This window comes from Streptomyces sp. SM11, from assembly GCF_002910905.1.
In the GTDB taxonomy this organism is placed as follows: Bacteria; Actinomycetota; Actinomycetes; order Streptomycetales; family Streptomycetaceae; genus Streptomyces.
In genome coordinates this window covers 1-14004 of record NZ_NEUE01000225.1, presented here as the reverse complement: position 1 = coordinate 14004, position 14004 = coordinate 1, and the positions used below count along the sequence as shown (strand labels likewise).

Genomic DNA, 14004 nt, shown 5'->3' with positions numbered 1-14004 from the left:
GCTGCCACCTCCTAATGAGGTTGTCAAGCCGCCACTGTGACCGGGAGTTCACGTTGGTAGCACCGTCCGTCACGAATCAGGGCGCGCAGGACGTTGACCCGTCGCCGGGCCAGGGCGAGGACGGCCTGGGTGTGTCGCTTGCCTTCGGCGCGCTTGCGTTCGTAGAAGCACCGGGACGCGTCGCAGTTGCGGATGCTGATCAGCGCGGAGGTGTAGAAGACGCGTTGCAGGCCGCGGTGGTAGCGCCTGGGGCGGTGGAGGTTTCCGCTGACGTTGCCGGAGTCGCGGGGCACGGGGGCCACTCCAGCGAGGCTGGCCAGACGATCGGCGGTGCCGTAGCGGCTCATGTCGCCGGCGGTGGCGGCCAGGAACTCGGCGCCCAGGAGTGGGCCGATTCCGGGCATGCTGGAGATCACCTCGGCGAGTTCGTGCTCGCGAAACCGGGCCGCAATGAGCTTGTCGATCTCGGTGATCTGCTCGTTGAGGCCCATCACCTCCTTCGCCAGGGTGTGGATCACCTGCGCGGTGATCTTCTCCCCGGGGACGGCGGTGTGCTGGCGCCCGGCCGCTTCGGAAGCGGCTGCGGCCAGGTCCGAGGCGCCGCGGACCTTGCGGTTGTGCAGCCAGGTCTCCAGCCGCTTGGCGCCGGTGCGGCGCAGGGCGGCCGGGGTCTGGTAGCCAGTCAGCAGGATCAGCGGGCCGACGTTGCCCAGATCGAGGGCCCGTTCCAACGCCGGGAGAATACTGTTGAGTTGACCGCGCAGTCGGTTGATCCGGCGGGTGCGGTCGGCGTTCAGGTCGGCTCGCCGGTTGGTGAGGATCCGCAGCTCGACGGCGTCCTCGTCGTCCGGCCGCAGCGCGGTCAGGTCGCGGCGCATTCGGGCCTGGTCGGCGATGACGGTGGCGTCCTTGGCGTCGGTCTTGCCCATGCCGCGGTAGCCGGCCGAGGCCCGGTTCACCGCGAGACCGGGGATGTAGAGCAGCTGCTGGCTGTGATTGAGCAGCACGCTGATCAGCAAGGCCGCCATGCCGTCGGCGACATCGACCGCCCACACGGCGTCCTCGTCGATCGCCAGCACATCGGCGAGCAGAGCCGGCAGTTCCGGCTCATCGTTCAGCACGCGGCGCGACAGCAGTCGCTTGCCTTCCGCGTCCAGGACCACGCAGTGGTGACGGGTCTTGCCTATGTCCACGCCTGCCCAGATCTGGGGCACGGGTTCCTCCGGTCCGTCGGTGATTGCTGTTCTCCCGAACGACCTCGCCAGCGTGGTCCTACTCAGCGATGCACCCGCAGGTGCTCGCAGCTCCTAATCAGCGGCCGAGTCGTCGTGAGACTCCGGGCGGCCAGGTGGCATGAACCATCAAGGGCAACCGCTTGAAAGCCATACCCGGAGTCTCTGGGCCTCTGGACCTTACGACTGGCCCGTCCAACCCACCAACAACGTAGGACCGCTTGAGGTGTCGCCCGCGGAAGCCGCACCCGGGATGGAGCCACCGGCACCCGTCCGGCCGGGTGACCGAGCCCTGGCGGTAGCGTCGCCTACTCACCCGGAACCACGTTCCGGACCGTGCGCGCACACGGTCCGGCAGAGGAGGGGCCGGGCACCTTCGGTGCTTCGAGCTCGGAGGTGCCCGTCAGGCCCGCCACCTCGGCCCGCAGAGCGGTGACCTCCGCGGTCAGGGCTTCCAGGAGGGCCGTCTGCTTCTGTCCCTCGGCGTTCTCCCGGTCGAACCGGGAGATGAACCAGGCCGCGATGTTCGCCGTCACGACACCGAGCAGCGCGATGCCGGAGAGCATCAGTCCCACGGCGAGCAGCCTGCCGAGCCCGGTGGTGGGCGCCAGGTCCCCGTATCCCACCGTCGTCATGGTGGTGAAGGACCACCACACCGCGTCCCCGATCGTGCGGATGTTGCCGCTCGGCGCGTCCCGCTCGACCTGGAGCACCGCGAGCGAACCGAACATCATGAGGCCGACGACCGACCCGGCGACATAGACGGTCATCGTGATCTGCGGCGCGTGCCTGGCCCGCCCGCCCACCAGCAGCAGGGTGGACACCAGCCGCAGCAGGCGCAGCGGCTGGACCAGCGGCAGGGCCACGGCCAGCAGGTCCAGCGGATGACTGCGGACGAAGGCCCATTTCCCGGGAGCGAGCAGCAGCCGCGTCACGTAGTCTCCGGCGAACGCCGCCCACACCACCCACTCGGCCGCCCGGCACGCCGTGTGCGTCCAGACCGGTGCGCCCGGAGCGAGGACGGGGACGGCGTAGGAGACGGCGAATACCACAGCCAGCGCCAGCAGCGGGGTTCGTGTGCGCTGTTCCCACTGGTCCGGAGCGATTCGATGTTTCATCTTTTCCTCCTGTGTGGATCCCCGTGCTTTGGCTCGGGGAGGAAACAGCGCCTGCGGAGCAGGGCAAACCAGCCGGGATTCGCCGCCAGGGCCGGTCGCAGTGCTTCGACCCGCAGGTTGATCTTAAGTCGCAGGGTCGCTAGTTTCTGAGCGTGGCCGCGGACAAGGTGAAGCGGGCGTTCAAGTACCGCTTCCATCCGACCGATGCGCAGGCAGCCGAGCTGTCGCGCACGTTCGGATGCGTGCGGAAGGTCTACAACATGGCGCTCGCCGCACGTACTGAGGCGTGGACTCGGCAGGAGCGGGTCAACTACAACGAGACGTCGGCGATGCTGACGGTGTGGAAGAAGACCGGGGAACTGGCCTACCTCTCCGAGATGTCCAGCGTTCCGTTGCAGCAGTGCTTGCGGCACTTGCAGACGGCGTTCACCAACTTCTTCGGCAAGCGGGCCAAGTACCCGCGCTTCAAGTCCAAGCGCACGTCGCGGAAGTCCGCCGAGTACACCACCAGCGGATTCCGGTTCCGTGACGGGAAGCTGACGCTGGCCAAGATGCGCGAGCCGCTCGACATCGTGAGGTCCCGGCCGCTCCCCGAGGGGGCGAACCCGTCCACGGTGACCGTGTCGCAGGACGCGGCGGGACGCTGGTTCGTCTCGATGCTGTGCGACGACGCATCCGTGAAGCCGCTTCCCAAGGCCGATACGGCGGTCGGCATCGACGTCGGCCTGACTCACCTGCTGACCCTCTCGACCGGCGAGAAGATCACCAACCCGAGGCACGAACGCAAGGACCGCGCCCGGCTCGCGAAGGCTCAGCGGAACCTCGCGAAGAAGGCCGAGGGAAGCAATAACCGGGCCAAGGCGCGGCGTAAGGTCGCCGCACGCCCGCGTCGCGGACCGCCGCCGTGACCTGCTCCACCAGATCACCACTCGACTCGTGCGCGAAAACCAAACGCTCGTGATCGAGGACCTGACCGTGCGCAACATGGTCAAGAACCACACACTCGCCCGAGCCATCTCGGATGCGAGCTGGAGCGAGTTCCGCTCCATGCTGGAGTACAAGGCGGCCTGGTACGGGCGCGACGTGATCGCGGTCGACCGGTGGTTCCCCTCCTCCAGGCTGTGCTCCGACTGCGGCGCCTTGCAGGGCAAGATGCCGCTCAACGTCCGCACCTGGACGTGCGACTGCGGAACGACCCACGACAGGGACGTGAACGCGGCCAAGAACCTTCTTGCCGCCGGACGGGCGGCCGAAGCCTGTGGAGCTGGTGTAAGACCTCGACGGAGTCCTCCGGGCGGGCGGTCGGCGATGAAACAGGAAGTCTCTCGGCGCGAGCCGTAGGAATCTCCCCCGTTTACAGGGGAGAGCGTCAAACGGGCATCGTAGGAACCGTGCGGCAGTCGTCCCCGCGGCAGGCGGTGGGTTGACACCGGTCCGCCGGGGAGGGGCTGGCTACCATCCCCTGTGACCGAAACGACCGAACCACCCGGGTGCCGCATCCCCATATTCGCCGACCTCACCCCGCTGCGGCTCTCGCCCGACTACCGGCGGCTCTGGTTCGGGAACACCGTCTCCTGGGTCGGCCAGGGCATGACGGCGCTGGCGGTCTCGCTCCAGGTCTACGACATCACCGGGTCCGCGTTCTCCGTGGGGCTCATCGGGTTCTGCTCGCTCGTGCCGCTCGTGGTCTTCGGGCTCTATGGCGGGGCCGTCGCCGACACCGTCGACCGGCGCAAGCTCGGGCTCTTCAGCGCCATCGGGTCGTTCGTCCTGTCCGTCGTCCTGGTGGCGGCGGCCCTCGCGGGCATCGAGCGGGTCGGACCGCTGTACGCGGTCGTCGCCCTCCAGGCCGTCTGCTTCGCCCTCAACGCACCGGCCCGCTCCTCGATGATCGCCCGGCTGCTGCCGGCCGAGCAGCTGCCCGCCGCCAACGCGCTGAACTCCATGACCACCACGACGGGCATGCTCGTCGGGCCGATGCTGGGCGGCCTGATCGTCGGCTGGTGGGGCTACCGCGCCGCGTACAGCGTGGACGCCGTCTGCTTCACCGCCTCCCTGTACGCCATGTGGCGGCTGCCCTCGATGCTGCCCGAGCGGAACGAAGGCGACACGGGCAAGCGGGCCTCCGTCCTGGACGGGCTGCGCTTCCTCGGGACCCGGCCCAACCTGCGGATGACCTTCTTCACCGACCTGTGCGCGATGGTCCTCGCCCACCCCCGCGCCCTCTTCCCGGTCGTCGCCGTCCTCTGGTACGGGGGTGACGCCCGGACCACCGGACTGCTCGTCGCCGCCCCGGCCCTCGGCGCGCTGCTCGGCGGGGTGTTCTCCGGCTGGCTCGGCCGGATCCGGCGGCACGGACTCGCGGTGCTGCTGGCCGTCGGCTCCTGGGGCATCGCCATCGCCGTCTTCGGGCTCACCCGCAACCTCTGGCTCGGGCTGCTCTTCCTGGCGCTCGCCGGATGCGCCGACACCATCTCCATGGTCTTCCGCAACACCATGCTCCAGGCGGCCGTTCCCGACGAGATGCGCGGCCGGCTCCAGGGCGTCTTCATCGTCGTCGTGGCGGGCGGCCCCCGCCTCGGGGACTTCCTGGCGGGCTCCGTCGCCGACCTCGTCTCGCCCGCCGTCGCCGTCACCGGCGGCGGCATCCTGTGCGTGACCGGCGTGGCCCTGCTCGCGCTGAAGTGGCGCGCCTTCGCCCGCTACGACGCCCGCGACCCGCAGCCCTGAACATTCCCCTCGCTCAGCCGACGATCGAGCGGGCGAAGCCCAGGTCCAGGAGGTCCTGCGGACGCAGCCGTAGCTGGTCGGCGGTGGCACCGGTCTCCGTCGGCGGCCGCTTGAGGATCGCGGCGGCCAGGTCCGGGGCGATGACGGAGAAGTAACTGTCCGCCGTGACATGGGTGTTGTCCGGCGCCGCGAGAGCCAGCGCCCCGCCCGAGCCGCCCTCGCCGATCACCAGAGTCGTCACCGGGACCCGGGCCGCCGCGATGGCCGCGAACGTGTCCGCGATGGCCGCGCCCGCGCCGGTCCGCTCCGCCTCGGCGTCGTTGGCCGCGCCCGGGGTGTCGACGAGAGTGAGGACGGGGACGCCGAGCCGGTCCGCCAGCCGGATCGTCCGGGCCGCCGCGCGGTATCCGGCCGGACGGGTCGGGGTCCCGCACTGGGCGACGTACGCGACGGGCAGCCCGTCCGCGCGCAGCCCGAAGCCGCACAGCAGCCCCGGATCCGTGCCGCCGCACCGGTCGCCGTGGAGGGGGAGCCGTACGGCGAAGTGGTCGGCCAGATACGCCTCCGCGCGCGGCCGCCGCGGATCGCGGGCCTGCGCCACCGCCTCCCGTCCGGTCTCCGGCAGCCGGGCCGCCGACAGTGCGCGGGGCAACGGGGCGGCGGGGAGCGCGTCGTGCGGGCCGAGCGCGCGCAGCCAGCGCGTCACCGTGGCGGCCAGCTCACCGGGCGGCACGACCGCGTCCACCTGGCCCGCGGCGAACTGGCCCTCGGCGCTGTACGCGTGAGGATCCGCGTCCGGCGGCCGCACCCGGGAACCGGCGAAGCCGACCTGCGCACCGGGCAGCGCCAGCACCACATCGGCGCCCGCCCCCACCGTGGCCCAGCCACCGCCGGTCGTCGGGTCGCGGACCACGGCGATCTGCGGGAGCCCGGCCGCCCGCAGCCGGGTGGCGGCGGCGGCCACCCGCTGGAGCTGGGTGAGGGCGACCATGCCCTCCTGCATGCGGCTGCCGCCGGTGGCGACGAGCGCGAGCAGGGGCAGCCGCCGGGTCAGGGCCAACTCGTACGCGGCCGCCAGCCGGTCTCCGGCCAGTCGGCCCAGCGAGCCGCCCAGGAAGCCGAACTCGAAGGAGAGCAGGACGCACGCGCGGTCCCCGACGACCCCGGTGCCGTACACCACGGACTCCTCCTCGCCGGTCCGCGCCCCGGCCCGCTCCCGCGCCGCGTCGTACCCCGCCCAGCCGAGCGGACCGTCCGGCGGCAGGGGACGCGCCGGAGGGCGGTGCTCGGTGAAGCCCGCGGTACCGGTGAGCAGCGCGATCATCTCCCGGGCCGTCGGCCGGAAGGCGGCTTCATCGGGCTGGGTGGGGGCTTCATCGGGCATGGAGCGACCTCTTCATGATCTTGCCCAGGTCGTTGCGGGGCAGGGCGTCCAGGTAGCGCACCGTGCGCGGGCGCTTGTGCGGGGCCAGCTGGGCCGCCACATGGTCCGCCAGCTCCTCCGCCAGGGGCGGAGCGTCGGGGTCGGCCGCGACCACCCAGGCCACCACCCGTTCGCCCAGGTCGGAGTCCTCCTCGCCGGTCACGGCTGCTTCCCGGACCCCGGGGTGGGCCAGGAGCACGTTCTCGATCTCGCCCGCGCCGATCTTGTAGCCGCCGCTCTTGATCAGGTCGGTGGCCCTGCGCCCGACGATCGTGACGTACCCGTCCTCGTCCACCGTGCCGACGTCCCCCGTACGGAACCAGCCGCCCGCCGTGTGCGCGGCGGCGGTGGCGTCGGGCCGGTTGAGGTAGCCGGTGAACAGGTTCGGGCCCCGGACCTGGATCTCGCCGATCGCCCCTGCCGCGTCGAGCACCGTGCCGTCCTCCTCAACCAGACGCAGCTCCACCCCGGCGAGCGGCGGGCCCACCGTGCCGGGGCGCGGGGCGCCGTCCGCCCGGATCCCCGTGTTCATCAGGGTCTCCGTCATCCCGTACCGCTCGATCACCCGCCGCCCGGTCGCCGCCGCGATGCGCTCGTGGTCGTGCGCGGGCAGCGCCGCCGACCCGGACACCAGCAGCCGGGCACCCGTCAGTGCACCGGCCAGCGCGTCCCGTTCGGTGGTTCCCTCGGGCGCGTCCAGCGCCTCCGCCAGCCGGTGGTACATCGTCGGCACACCGAACAGCATCGTGCCCCCGGACCCCAGCTCACGGGCCACGCCCTCGGGTGAGAACCTCCCCAGGTGGCGCACGGATCCGCCACGCCGCAGAGGGCCGAGGACGCCCAGGATCAGGCCGTGGACGTGGAACAGCGGCAGGGCGTGGACCAGGACGTCGTCGCCGGTCCACCCCCAGGCGTCCTCCAGCGAGTCCAGGGACGCGGCGATGGCCCGGCGGGGCAGGACGGCCCCCTTGGGCGGGCCGGTGGTGCCGGAGGTGTAGACGATCAGGGCGGGGGACTCGGGGCCGGCCTCGCCCGCCACCGCGGCCGGGGCCAGGGGGGCCGCCTCGCCCGCCCCGTCGGCCCCGTGCCCCTCCAGGGCTCCGGTATCTGCCCAACCGTTCACCGTCACGCGCCGCAGCTTCTCCAGCGCGGGCGGCAGCGCGTCGTCCGGTCCTGCCAGCACGACCGTGGGCTCGCTGTCGGCCAGAATGTGAGCCAACTCGCGTGCGCCCGTGCGGGGGTTGAGTGGTACAGCCGGAATCCCGGCCCGCAGCGCCGCCACCACCGCGATCACCGTCTCCGGCGTCGGGGTGGCCCAGACGGCGACCCGGCCCGCGTCCGTGACGCGGGCGGCGAGTGCGGCGGAGGCCCCGGCCAGCCGGCCGTAGGTCAGGGAGAGATCACCGAAGCGGACGGCCTCCCGGGAGGCCGCCGGGCCGGTGGGGGACTGGAGCGCGGGAAGAAGGAGGGTCACGCCGGGAAGCCTAGGGCTTCGGGTCGGCCGCCGCCGGGGCCCCGGCGGCGATGAGGGCAGCGTCACCCGCGCCCCCACGGTGTTCCGGATGCGCCACCCCTCTCGCCGCACTCCTCGCGGCCGCGCTCGCCGTCCCCGCCACCGGCCCGGCCGTTGCCGCCGATCCCGAGGCCCGCGTCCCACGTGTCGCGGCCGACATCCCCGCCGCCGACCACCAGCAGGTCCAACACGCCCTCGGCGCTGCCGAACGGGGCGAGGCCACGTCACTCGCCGTGCTGCCGGGCCGGTCCGTGCCGCACTCCGCACGCGATGGCACGGTCCGGCTGACCGATGCCGCTGGGAGCCTCTGCCTCACCACCGGCGACGACACCGACCCGTTGGAGTCGGGCGGCTACGCCCCCCATCGGCGCGCATCCGGTCTCACACATCCGAGGGGATCACCCGTCGCGCCGGACGTCCCGCATCCGCCCGTACGCGTATACGCATCCCGCCAACGCCAGGTCGGACAGCAGCATGAAGCCGATCGCGTACGAGTCCTTGGTGCTGTAGATCGCGCCCATCACCAACGGAGGCACGAACCCGCCCAGCCCGCCCATCGCGCCGACGAGGCCCGTCACGCTGCCCACCTTCGGCTGTGGCGTCACCTGGGAGACCAGTGCGAACACACTGCCGCTCGCGGTGCCGAGCCTGGCCGCCATGGCCAGCAGCGCGATCGTGCCGACCGGGTACAGCGGCGGCTCGAAGGCCTGCACGATCGCCATCAGAGCGGCCAGCAGAAGAGCCGCCGAGGTCACCAGCGCCGGATGGACCCGGTCCGAGAGCCAGCCGCCTACGGGCCGGAGGACGACCGTGACCAGCGCGAACCCGGCGGCCTTGGTGCCCGCCTCGGTCGGCGACATCTCTTACCAGGTCTTCAGATACGTCGGCAGATAGACTCCGAACGCCACGCTGCCGCCGAAGCCGATCGCGTACAGCGCCGACAGCTCCCAGGTCACCCGCAGCTTCCCGGCCTCGCCGAGCCGGTGCACCAGCGTGTCCGTGGGGATCTTCCGGCCGGGGTGGTCGCTGACCAGCACGGCGGCCAGCAGCACGAACACCGCCAGCGCCCCCGCGACCACGAGGAAGGGCAGGTTGTCACCGTGTTTCGCGATGCGCGGCGTGAAGTAGCCCGACAGCGCCACCCCGCCCATGCCCATCCCGAACACGCCCAGCGCGAAGCCCCGCCTGGCGGGCGGGAACCACGAGTTGACCAGCGGAACGCCGATCGCGAACGTCGTCCCGCCGAGCCCCAGCAGGAAGCCCACCGCGAGCATCGCCCCGTAGGAGTTCTTCGCCGGGATCAGCAACAGCACCGGCACGATCGTCAGCGCCGAGATCAGCGGGAACATCAGCTTCGCGCCGTACCTGTCGGTCAGCGCCCCCACCGGGATCCGGCCGAGCGACCCGACGAGCACCGGCACGGCCACGAGGAAGGACTGCTGGAACGAGCTGAGCGCCAGCCGGTCCTGGTAATCCCCGGACATCGGCGCGATCAGGTTCCACGCCCAGAAGGTCAGCGCGAAGCCGGCCGTCGCCATGACGAGATTGCGGTACGCAGCCGCGGACGGTGCGGCCGCCGCCGGGGCGGGCGGCTCGGGGGACTGCTTGACGGAGGTGTCCACACAGGCAAGTCAAGGATGCGGGGCAGCGCACGGCCCGCCGGGCTGCGCCGACCGGGGGCAGCGGTTCTCGGCGGGCCCTCCTCAGCCGATATCGCCGCAAGCTGGGACAATCGCGGTATGGATCGGCTGGACAGGGAAATCCTCGGCATTCTCCAGGAGGACGCCCGGATCTCGTACCGGGATCTGGGCGTACGCGTGGGGCTCAGCGCCAACGCGGCGGGCGACCGGGTCCGCCGGATGCGCCGTGACGGGGTCATCCGAGGCTTCACCGTCATCGTCGACCCGGCCGCCGACACCCGTTCGGGCCTGGTCGTCTTCATCGATGTGACGCTGCGCCTCGACACGACGAACGAGGAGTTCGAGCGCTCGGTGCTGATGCTTCCCGGGATCACGGAGGTCGTGCACGTGACGGGCGGCCACGACTACCTCGTACGGGCCACCGCCGCCGACCCGGGAGCACTGGACACCCTGCTGCGCCGGCTGAAGCGGGAGGCGGGCATCGCCCACTCCAACACCCGGATCGCTCTGCGGGCGGCCCCGAAGCGCTGAATCCCGCCCGCCGGGCACCCCGGGTCAGACCGGGGTCTGCCAGGTCACCGTCGTCGGACGGCCATCCTCGCCGCGCCCGTCGTCCGAGACCACCAGCCGCACCCCGGTCGCTCCGTCCGGCAGCCGGACCGTGGCGTCCACCTCCACCTCGATGGCCGACACCCCGGGCCTGCGGTGTGCGGCGGCCAGCGCCCCGCGCAGGGTGGCCAGCAGCTCCCGGCCCGTCTCCTCGCTCACCAGGGTGTCCACCGCCCCGGTGAACTGCACCGACGGCGGGAAGCCCAGCAGGGCCGCCGCGCCCCCGGTCTCGCGCAGCACCCGGCCCCGGAAGGTGCTCGGGGCCTCGGCGGGCGGCTGCTGGAGGGCGAAGATCGCGGTGCGGACCTCCTGGATGGTGGAGTCCAGCTCGTCCACGGCCCGGCCCAGCAGTACAACGGCCTCCGCCTCCGTGCCGTCCCGGGTCTCCGCCTCCCCGTCGTCCCCGGCCTCCGCGCCGTCTTCCTCGGCCTCTGACTCCCCGCCCTCCGTCCCTCCGCCGGGCCCGGTGCCGTGAATCTCCTCCGACGCTGCCCGCCGCCGGGTCGACTCCAGCATCATCTCGGTGGCGAAGAGCCGCTGGACCACCAGATCGTGCAGGTCACGGGCGATCCGGTCGCGGTCCTCGTACACCGCGAGCTGCTCCCGGTCGGCCTGCGCGTCCGCCAGCACCAGGGCCAGCGCCGCCTGCGAGGCGAACTGGGTCGCCAGCAGCCGGTCCACGTCCGTGTAGGGCCGCTCGCCGCGCCGCCGGGGCAGGGCGAGCGTGCCGATGAGCCGCCCGCCGCTCTGCAGCGGCAGCATCATGCTCGGCCCGAACCGGGAGCGCACGCCGGTGGTCATCCGGGGGTCGGTGGCCGAGTCGTCGATGAAGACCGGTTCGCCGCCGAGCAGCTGCACCAGCACGGCGGAACCGGGCTCGATCACCGTGCCGAGGATGCCCGCCGGATCGTCCGGCGTCGAGGCGGTGACGATCTCCATCCCGCCCTCCTCCGTCGGCTGGAGGATCACCCCGGCCGACGCGCCCGCCAGGACCCGGGCCCGCTCGGCCACCGTCATCAGCGCGTCGGCCGCGTCGGTACCGGTCAGCAGGGCCGTGGTGACGGCCGCCGCGCCCTCGATCCAGCGCTCGCGCTGCCGGGCCGTCTCGTACAGCCGGGCGTTGCCGATCGCGATGCCGGCCTGGGCGGCGAGGACCCGCAGCAGGGCCTGGTCCGTGTCGGTGAACGGCCCGGACGGCTTCCCGGCGAGACAGAGGTGGCCGAACACCTCGGAGTGCACCCGGATCGAGGCCCGGAGGAAGCTTCGCACCGGGGGACAGTCCGGCGTACAGCCCGGCGGAAGGTCCTGCCGGGTGAGGGCTGACGGCCCCCCGGACGGGTCGTCCGGGAACAGGTCGAGGTCGCGCCGCTCCGCCTCCGTCATCCCGGCGGTGTAGAGCCCGTCGATCCGGTCCCGGTCCGGGGCGAGCACCCCGAGCGCACCCTGGCGGGCCCCGGTGAGGGCGGTGGCGGTGTCCACGATCTGCTGGAGGGTGGAGCCCAGCTCCAGGTCGCTGCCGACGTTGAGGACCGCCTCCAGGAGCATCGGCAGCCGCCCGGCCGCGGCCGGACCGGGCTCCAGGGGCCCCTTCACCCGCGCCGTCCGCATCGGCCGTACCACCACCGGATCCCTGCCGACGGGCTCACCCCACCAGCGGGTTGAGGACCATCGGCTGGACCTTGCCGTCCAGCATCGCGCCCAGGCCGAGCACCGAGCAGATGTCGGGGCGCTCCGCGATGTGCACCGGCATTCCCGTCGCGTCGCGCAGCATCTGGTCGAGGCCCGGGAGCAGCGCGCTGCCGCCCACCATCATGATCCCGCGGTCCGCGAGGTCGGCCACCAGGTCGGGCGGGCAGTCGCGGAGCACCTTGCCCACGCCGTCGAGCACCGCGGTGAGCGGAGTGTGGATGGCCTGCCGTACGGCGGCGGTGTCGACCTGCACCGAGCGGGCGAGTCCGGTCGCCACGTCGCGGCCATGGATCTCGGTGAGGGCGGGGCCGGTGAGCTGGAGGCCGTTGCCGTGCAGCGCCAGCTGGAGCGGGCGCACGGACTGGCTCGGGAGCAGCAGCTCGTGGTGCTGACGCAGATGCTGGATGATCGCCTCGTCGATCGCGTTGCCGCCCACCGGGATCCGGACGGCGGTCACGATGGAGCCGAGCGAGAGCACCGCGATCTGGGTGGTGGCGGCCCCGCACACCATGATCATGGTGGCGGTCGGCTGCTCGACCGGCAGCCCGCAGCCCACGGCTGCCGCGATCAGGGTGTCCACCAGCTCGACCCGGCGGGCGCCGAGCCCGACCAGAGTCTCCACCGTCGCGCGCTGGGCCAGCGGATCGGCGTCGTGCGGGGTGCAGGCGGCGGCGCGCAGCCGGGGCTTGCGGCGCAACTGGCGGCGGAGCTTGTCGCCCAGCAGGTGGCGCAGCATCCGCTGGGCCATCTCGATGTCGACGACGGTGCCGCCGGAGACGGGGCGGGCGACCCGGATGTAGTCGGGGGTGCGGCCGGTCATCTGCTCGGCGAGCGCGCCGACGGCGATGAGGGAGCCCGTACGGGTGTTGACGGCGGCGACGCTCGGTTCGTCGACGACGAGCCCCAGCCCCTTGACGTACACCCGGGTCCTCGCGGCCCCGAGATCGACGGCGACATGGCAACGCTGCAACTGTTCAAGGCTGACGGTCACGGCGAGTTCTCCCGAGAGCGCGGATGGGGGCACCGGCGGCCGCCGGTCTCTCCTTGCATGGTCGCGCTCCCCGGCCCGTCGCGCGCGCCGAGCTGCGCCGTAAGGGGGGCAGGAGCTGACGGCTCCTCAGTTCAGCGGGCCGGAAGCAGCCGCTGGAACAGGCCCCAGGTGAACTCGGCGACACGCTCCTGTCCGGTGGCCGGGTCGGTGACGGCCAGCGACCACCGGGTCGGGGCGCTGCCCTCCATCGGCCGGGCCGGGGGAAAGGCGCGGGCCGCCTCGTCCACGGTGCACGACCAGGGGCGCAGTGCGTCCGGCGAGGTCGGTCCGGGCCCGGCCGCGCCCGGGGCCCGGACCAGCCACTCGTTCCACACGGCCCCGCCGGGACCGGCCATCACCTCGAACCGCAGGTCCGGCCAGAGCGGTACCGGCCACAGCAGCGCCTCGCACTCCAGGTCCCCGACCCGGCGCGGCAGGGCCGCCTCCGGTGCGCCGAGCACCGAGCGGTAGCGCCGCAGCGACCCCCGCCCCCGGGGCGCCCGGGCCATGGCCTGCCAGCGGCGGTTGGCCTCCCTCATGTCGGCGAGGGAGGCGCCCAGTTCGTGCCGGGCCTCCTCGACCAGGCCGGGCTGGTGGTCGGCCATCCGCCGCAGCAGGACGAGCTGGAACTCAAGGGGGCCGAAGGGGGTGGGGGCGGTCATGCCGCCCATCCTCCCGCGTGTCAGGCGAATCGGACCGGCTGTCACCGGAATCCGGCCTTCCTCACAAGATCCTCACCTGTGCGGCTTCCCTGGTTGTTCGGTGCGCGCCTAGCCTGCGGGCGCCATGGATTACTGCCACCCGTGCCGACGGCATCTCAACGGAGCCCTGGCCTGCGCCGGGTGCGGAACTCCCGTCGAGGCGCTGGGCCCCTACGCCGTGACCGCACCTGCACCCGCGTCCGTCGGGCCCGCACCGGACGGGCCGGACGGGCCGGACGGGCCGCCCCGGAAGGCACGTCCGAAGCCCGACGCGGCAACCGGCGAGATGCCCGGCGGGCCGCCCGGCGCGGCACCGCGG

At 72.7% G+C, this 14004-nt stretch carries 10 protein-coding genes and 2 pseudogenes; 3 read left to right on the top strand and 9 right to left on the bottom strand.

The genetic code is table 11. The features are described 5' to 3' along the window. Positions 1-23 precede the first annotated feature (23 nt). Positions 24-1214 (bottom strand): IS110 family transposase, encoded by a 1191-nt coding sequence (locus B9S58_RS22880; protein ID WP_103531401.1) that lies wholly within the window; start codon positions 1212-1214, stop codon positions 24-26. 326 nt (positions 1215-1540) lie between these two features. Beyond that, on the bottom strand, positions 1541-2350 hold the full coding sequence (locus B9S58_RS22875; RefSeq protein WP_103533948.1) for a potassium channel family protein: 810 nt from the start codon (positions 2348-2350) through the stop codon (positions 1541-1543). Positions 2351-2502: 152 nt separating this feature from the next. Between B9S58_RS22875 and B9S58_RS22870 the strand changes: the two are divergent. After that, positions 2503-3691 (top strand): annotated as a pseudogene (locus B9S58_RS22870) (RNA-guided endonuclease InsQ/TnpB family protein). Positions 3692-3814: 123 nt separating this feature from the next. After that, on the top strand, positions 3815-5080 hold the full coding sequence (locus B9S58_RS22865; protein WP_103533947.1) for an MFS transporter: 1266 nt from the start codon (positions 3815-3817) through the stop codon (positions 5078-5080). Between the two features lie 13 nt (positions 5081-5093). Here the strand turns inward: B9S58_RS22865 and B9S58_RS22860 are convergent, their stop codons facing one another. The 4 genes and pseudogenes from B9S58_RS22860 to B9S58_RS22845 form a co-directional block, all read right to left on the bottom strand. Continuing rightward, a complete protein-coding gene (locus tag B9S58_RS22860) occupies positions 5094-6464 on the bottom strand; it encodes a carboxyl transferase domain-containing protein (protein WP_103533946.1) in 1371 nt (456 codons plus the stop codon). Continuing rightward, on the bottom strand, positions 6454-7977 hold the full coding sequence (locus B9S58_RS22855; protein ID WP_103533945.1) for an acyl-CoA synthetase: 1524 nt from the start codon (positions 7975-7977) through the stop codon (positions 6454-6456). The genes B9S58_RS22860 and B9S58_RS22855 overlap by 11 nt, the downstream gene beginning before the upstream one ends. Before the next feature lie 62 nt (positions 7978-8039). Next, positions 8040-8207, bottom strand: a complete 168-nt coding sequence (locus B9S58_RS38110; RefSeq protein ID WP_181009415.1) for a hypothetical protein — start codon at positions 8205-8207, stop codon at positions 8040-8042. 207 nt (positions 8208-8414) lie between these two features. Continuing rightward, positions 8415-9638 (bottom strand): annotated as a pseudogene (locus B9S58_RS22845) (MFS transporter). Positions 9639-9755: 117 nt separating this feature from the next. Between B9S58_RS22845 and B9S58_RS22840 the strand changes: the two are divergent. Continuing rightward, on the top strand, positions 9756-10187 hold the full coding sequence (locus B9S58_RS22840) for an Lrp/AsnC family transcriptional regulator (protein WP_103533951.1): 432 nt from the start codon (positions 9756-9758) through the stop codon (positions 10185-10187). A 24-nt stretch (positions 10188-10211) separates the two neighbouring features. Here B9S58_RS22840 and B9S58_RS22835 read toward each other — a convergent pair whose 3' ends face one another. The 3 genes from B9S58_RS22835 to B9S58_RS22825 all read right to left on the bottom strand — a co-directional run bounded on the left by B9S58_RS22835 (position 10212) and on the right by B9S58_RS22825 (position 13646). Then, a complete protein-coding gene (locus tag B9S58_RS22835; protein WP_258044901.1) occupies positions 10212-11873 on the bottom strand; it encodes a GAF domain-containing sensor histidine kinase in 1662 nt (553 codons plus the stop codon). Between the two features lie 34 nt (positions 11874-11907). Then, a complete protein-coding gene (locus tag B9S58_RS22830; protein WP_103533949.1) occupies positions 11908-12945 on the bottom strand; it encodes a rod shape-determining protein in 1038 nt (345 codons plus the stop codon). A 131-nt stretch (positions 12946-13076) separates the two neighbouring features. Beyond that, the gene (locus B9S58_RS22825) at positions 13077-13646 is read right to left on the bottom strand and encodes a hypothetical protein (RefSeq protein ID WP_103533944.1); all 570 of its coding nucleotides are present in this window, start codon (positions 13644-13646) and stop codon (positions 13077-13079) included. Positions 13647-14004 lie beyond the last annotated feature (358 nt).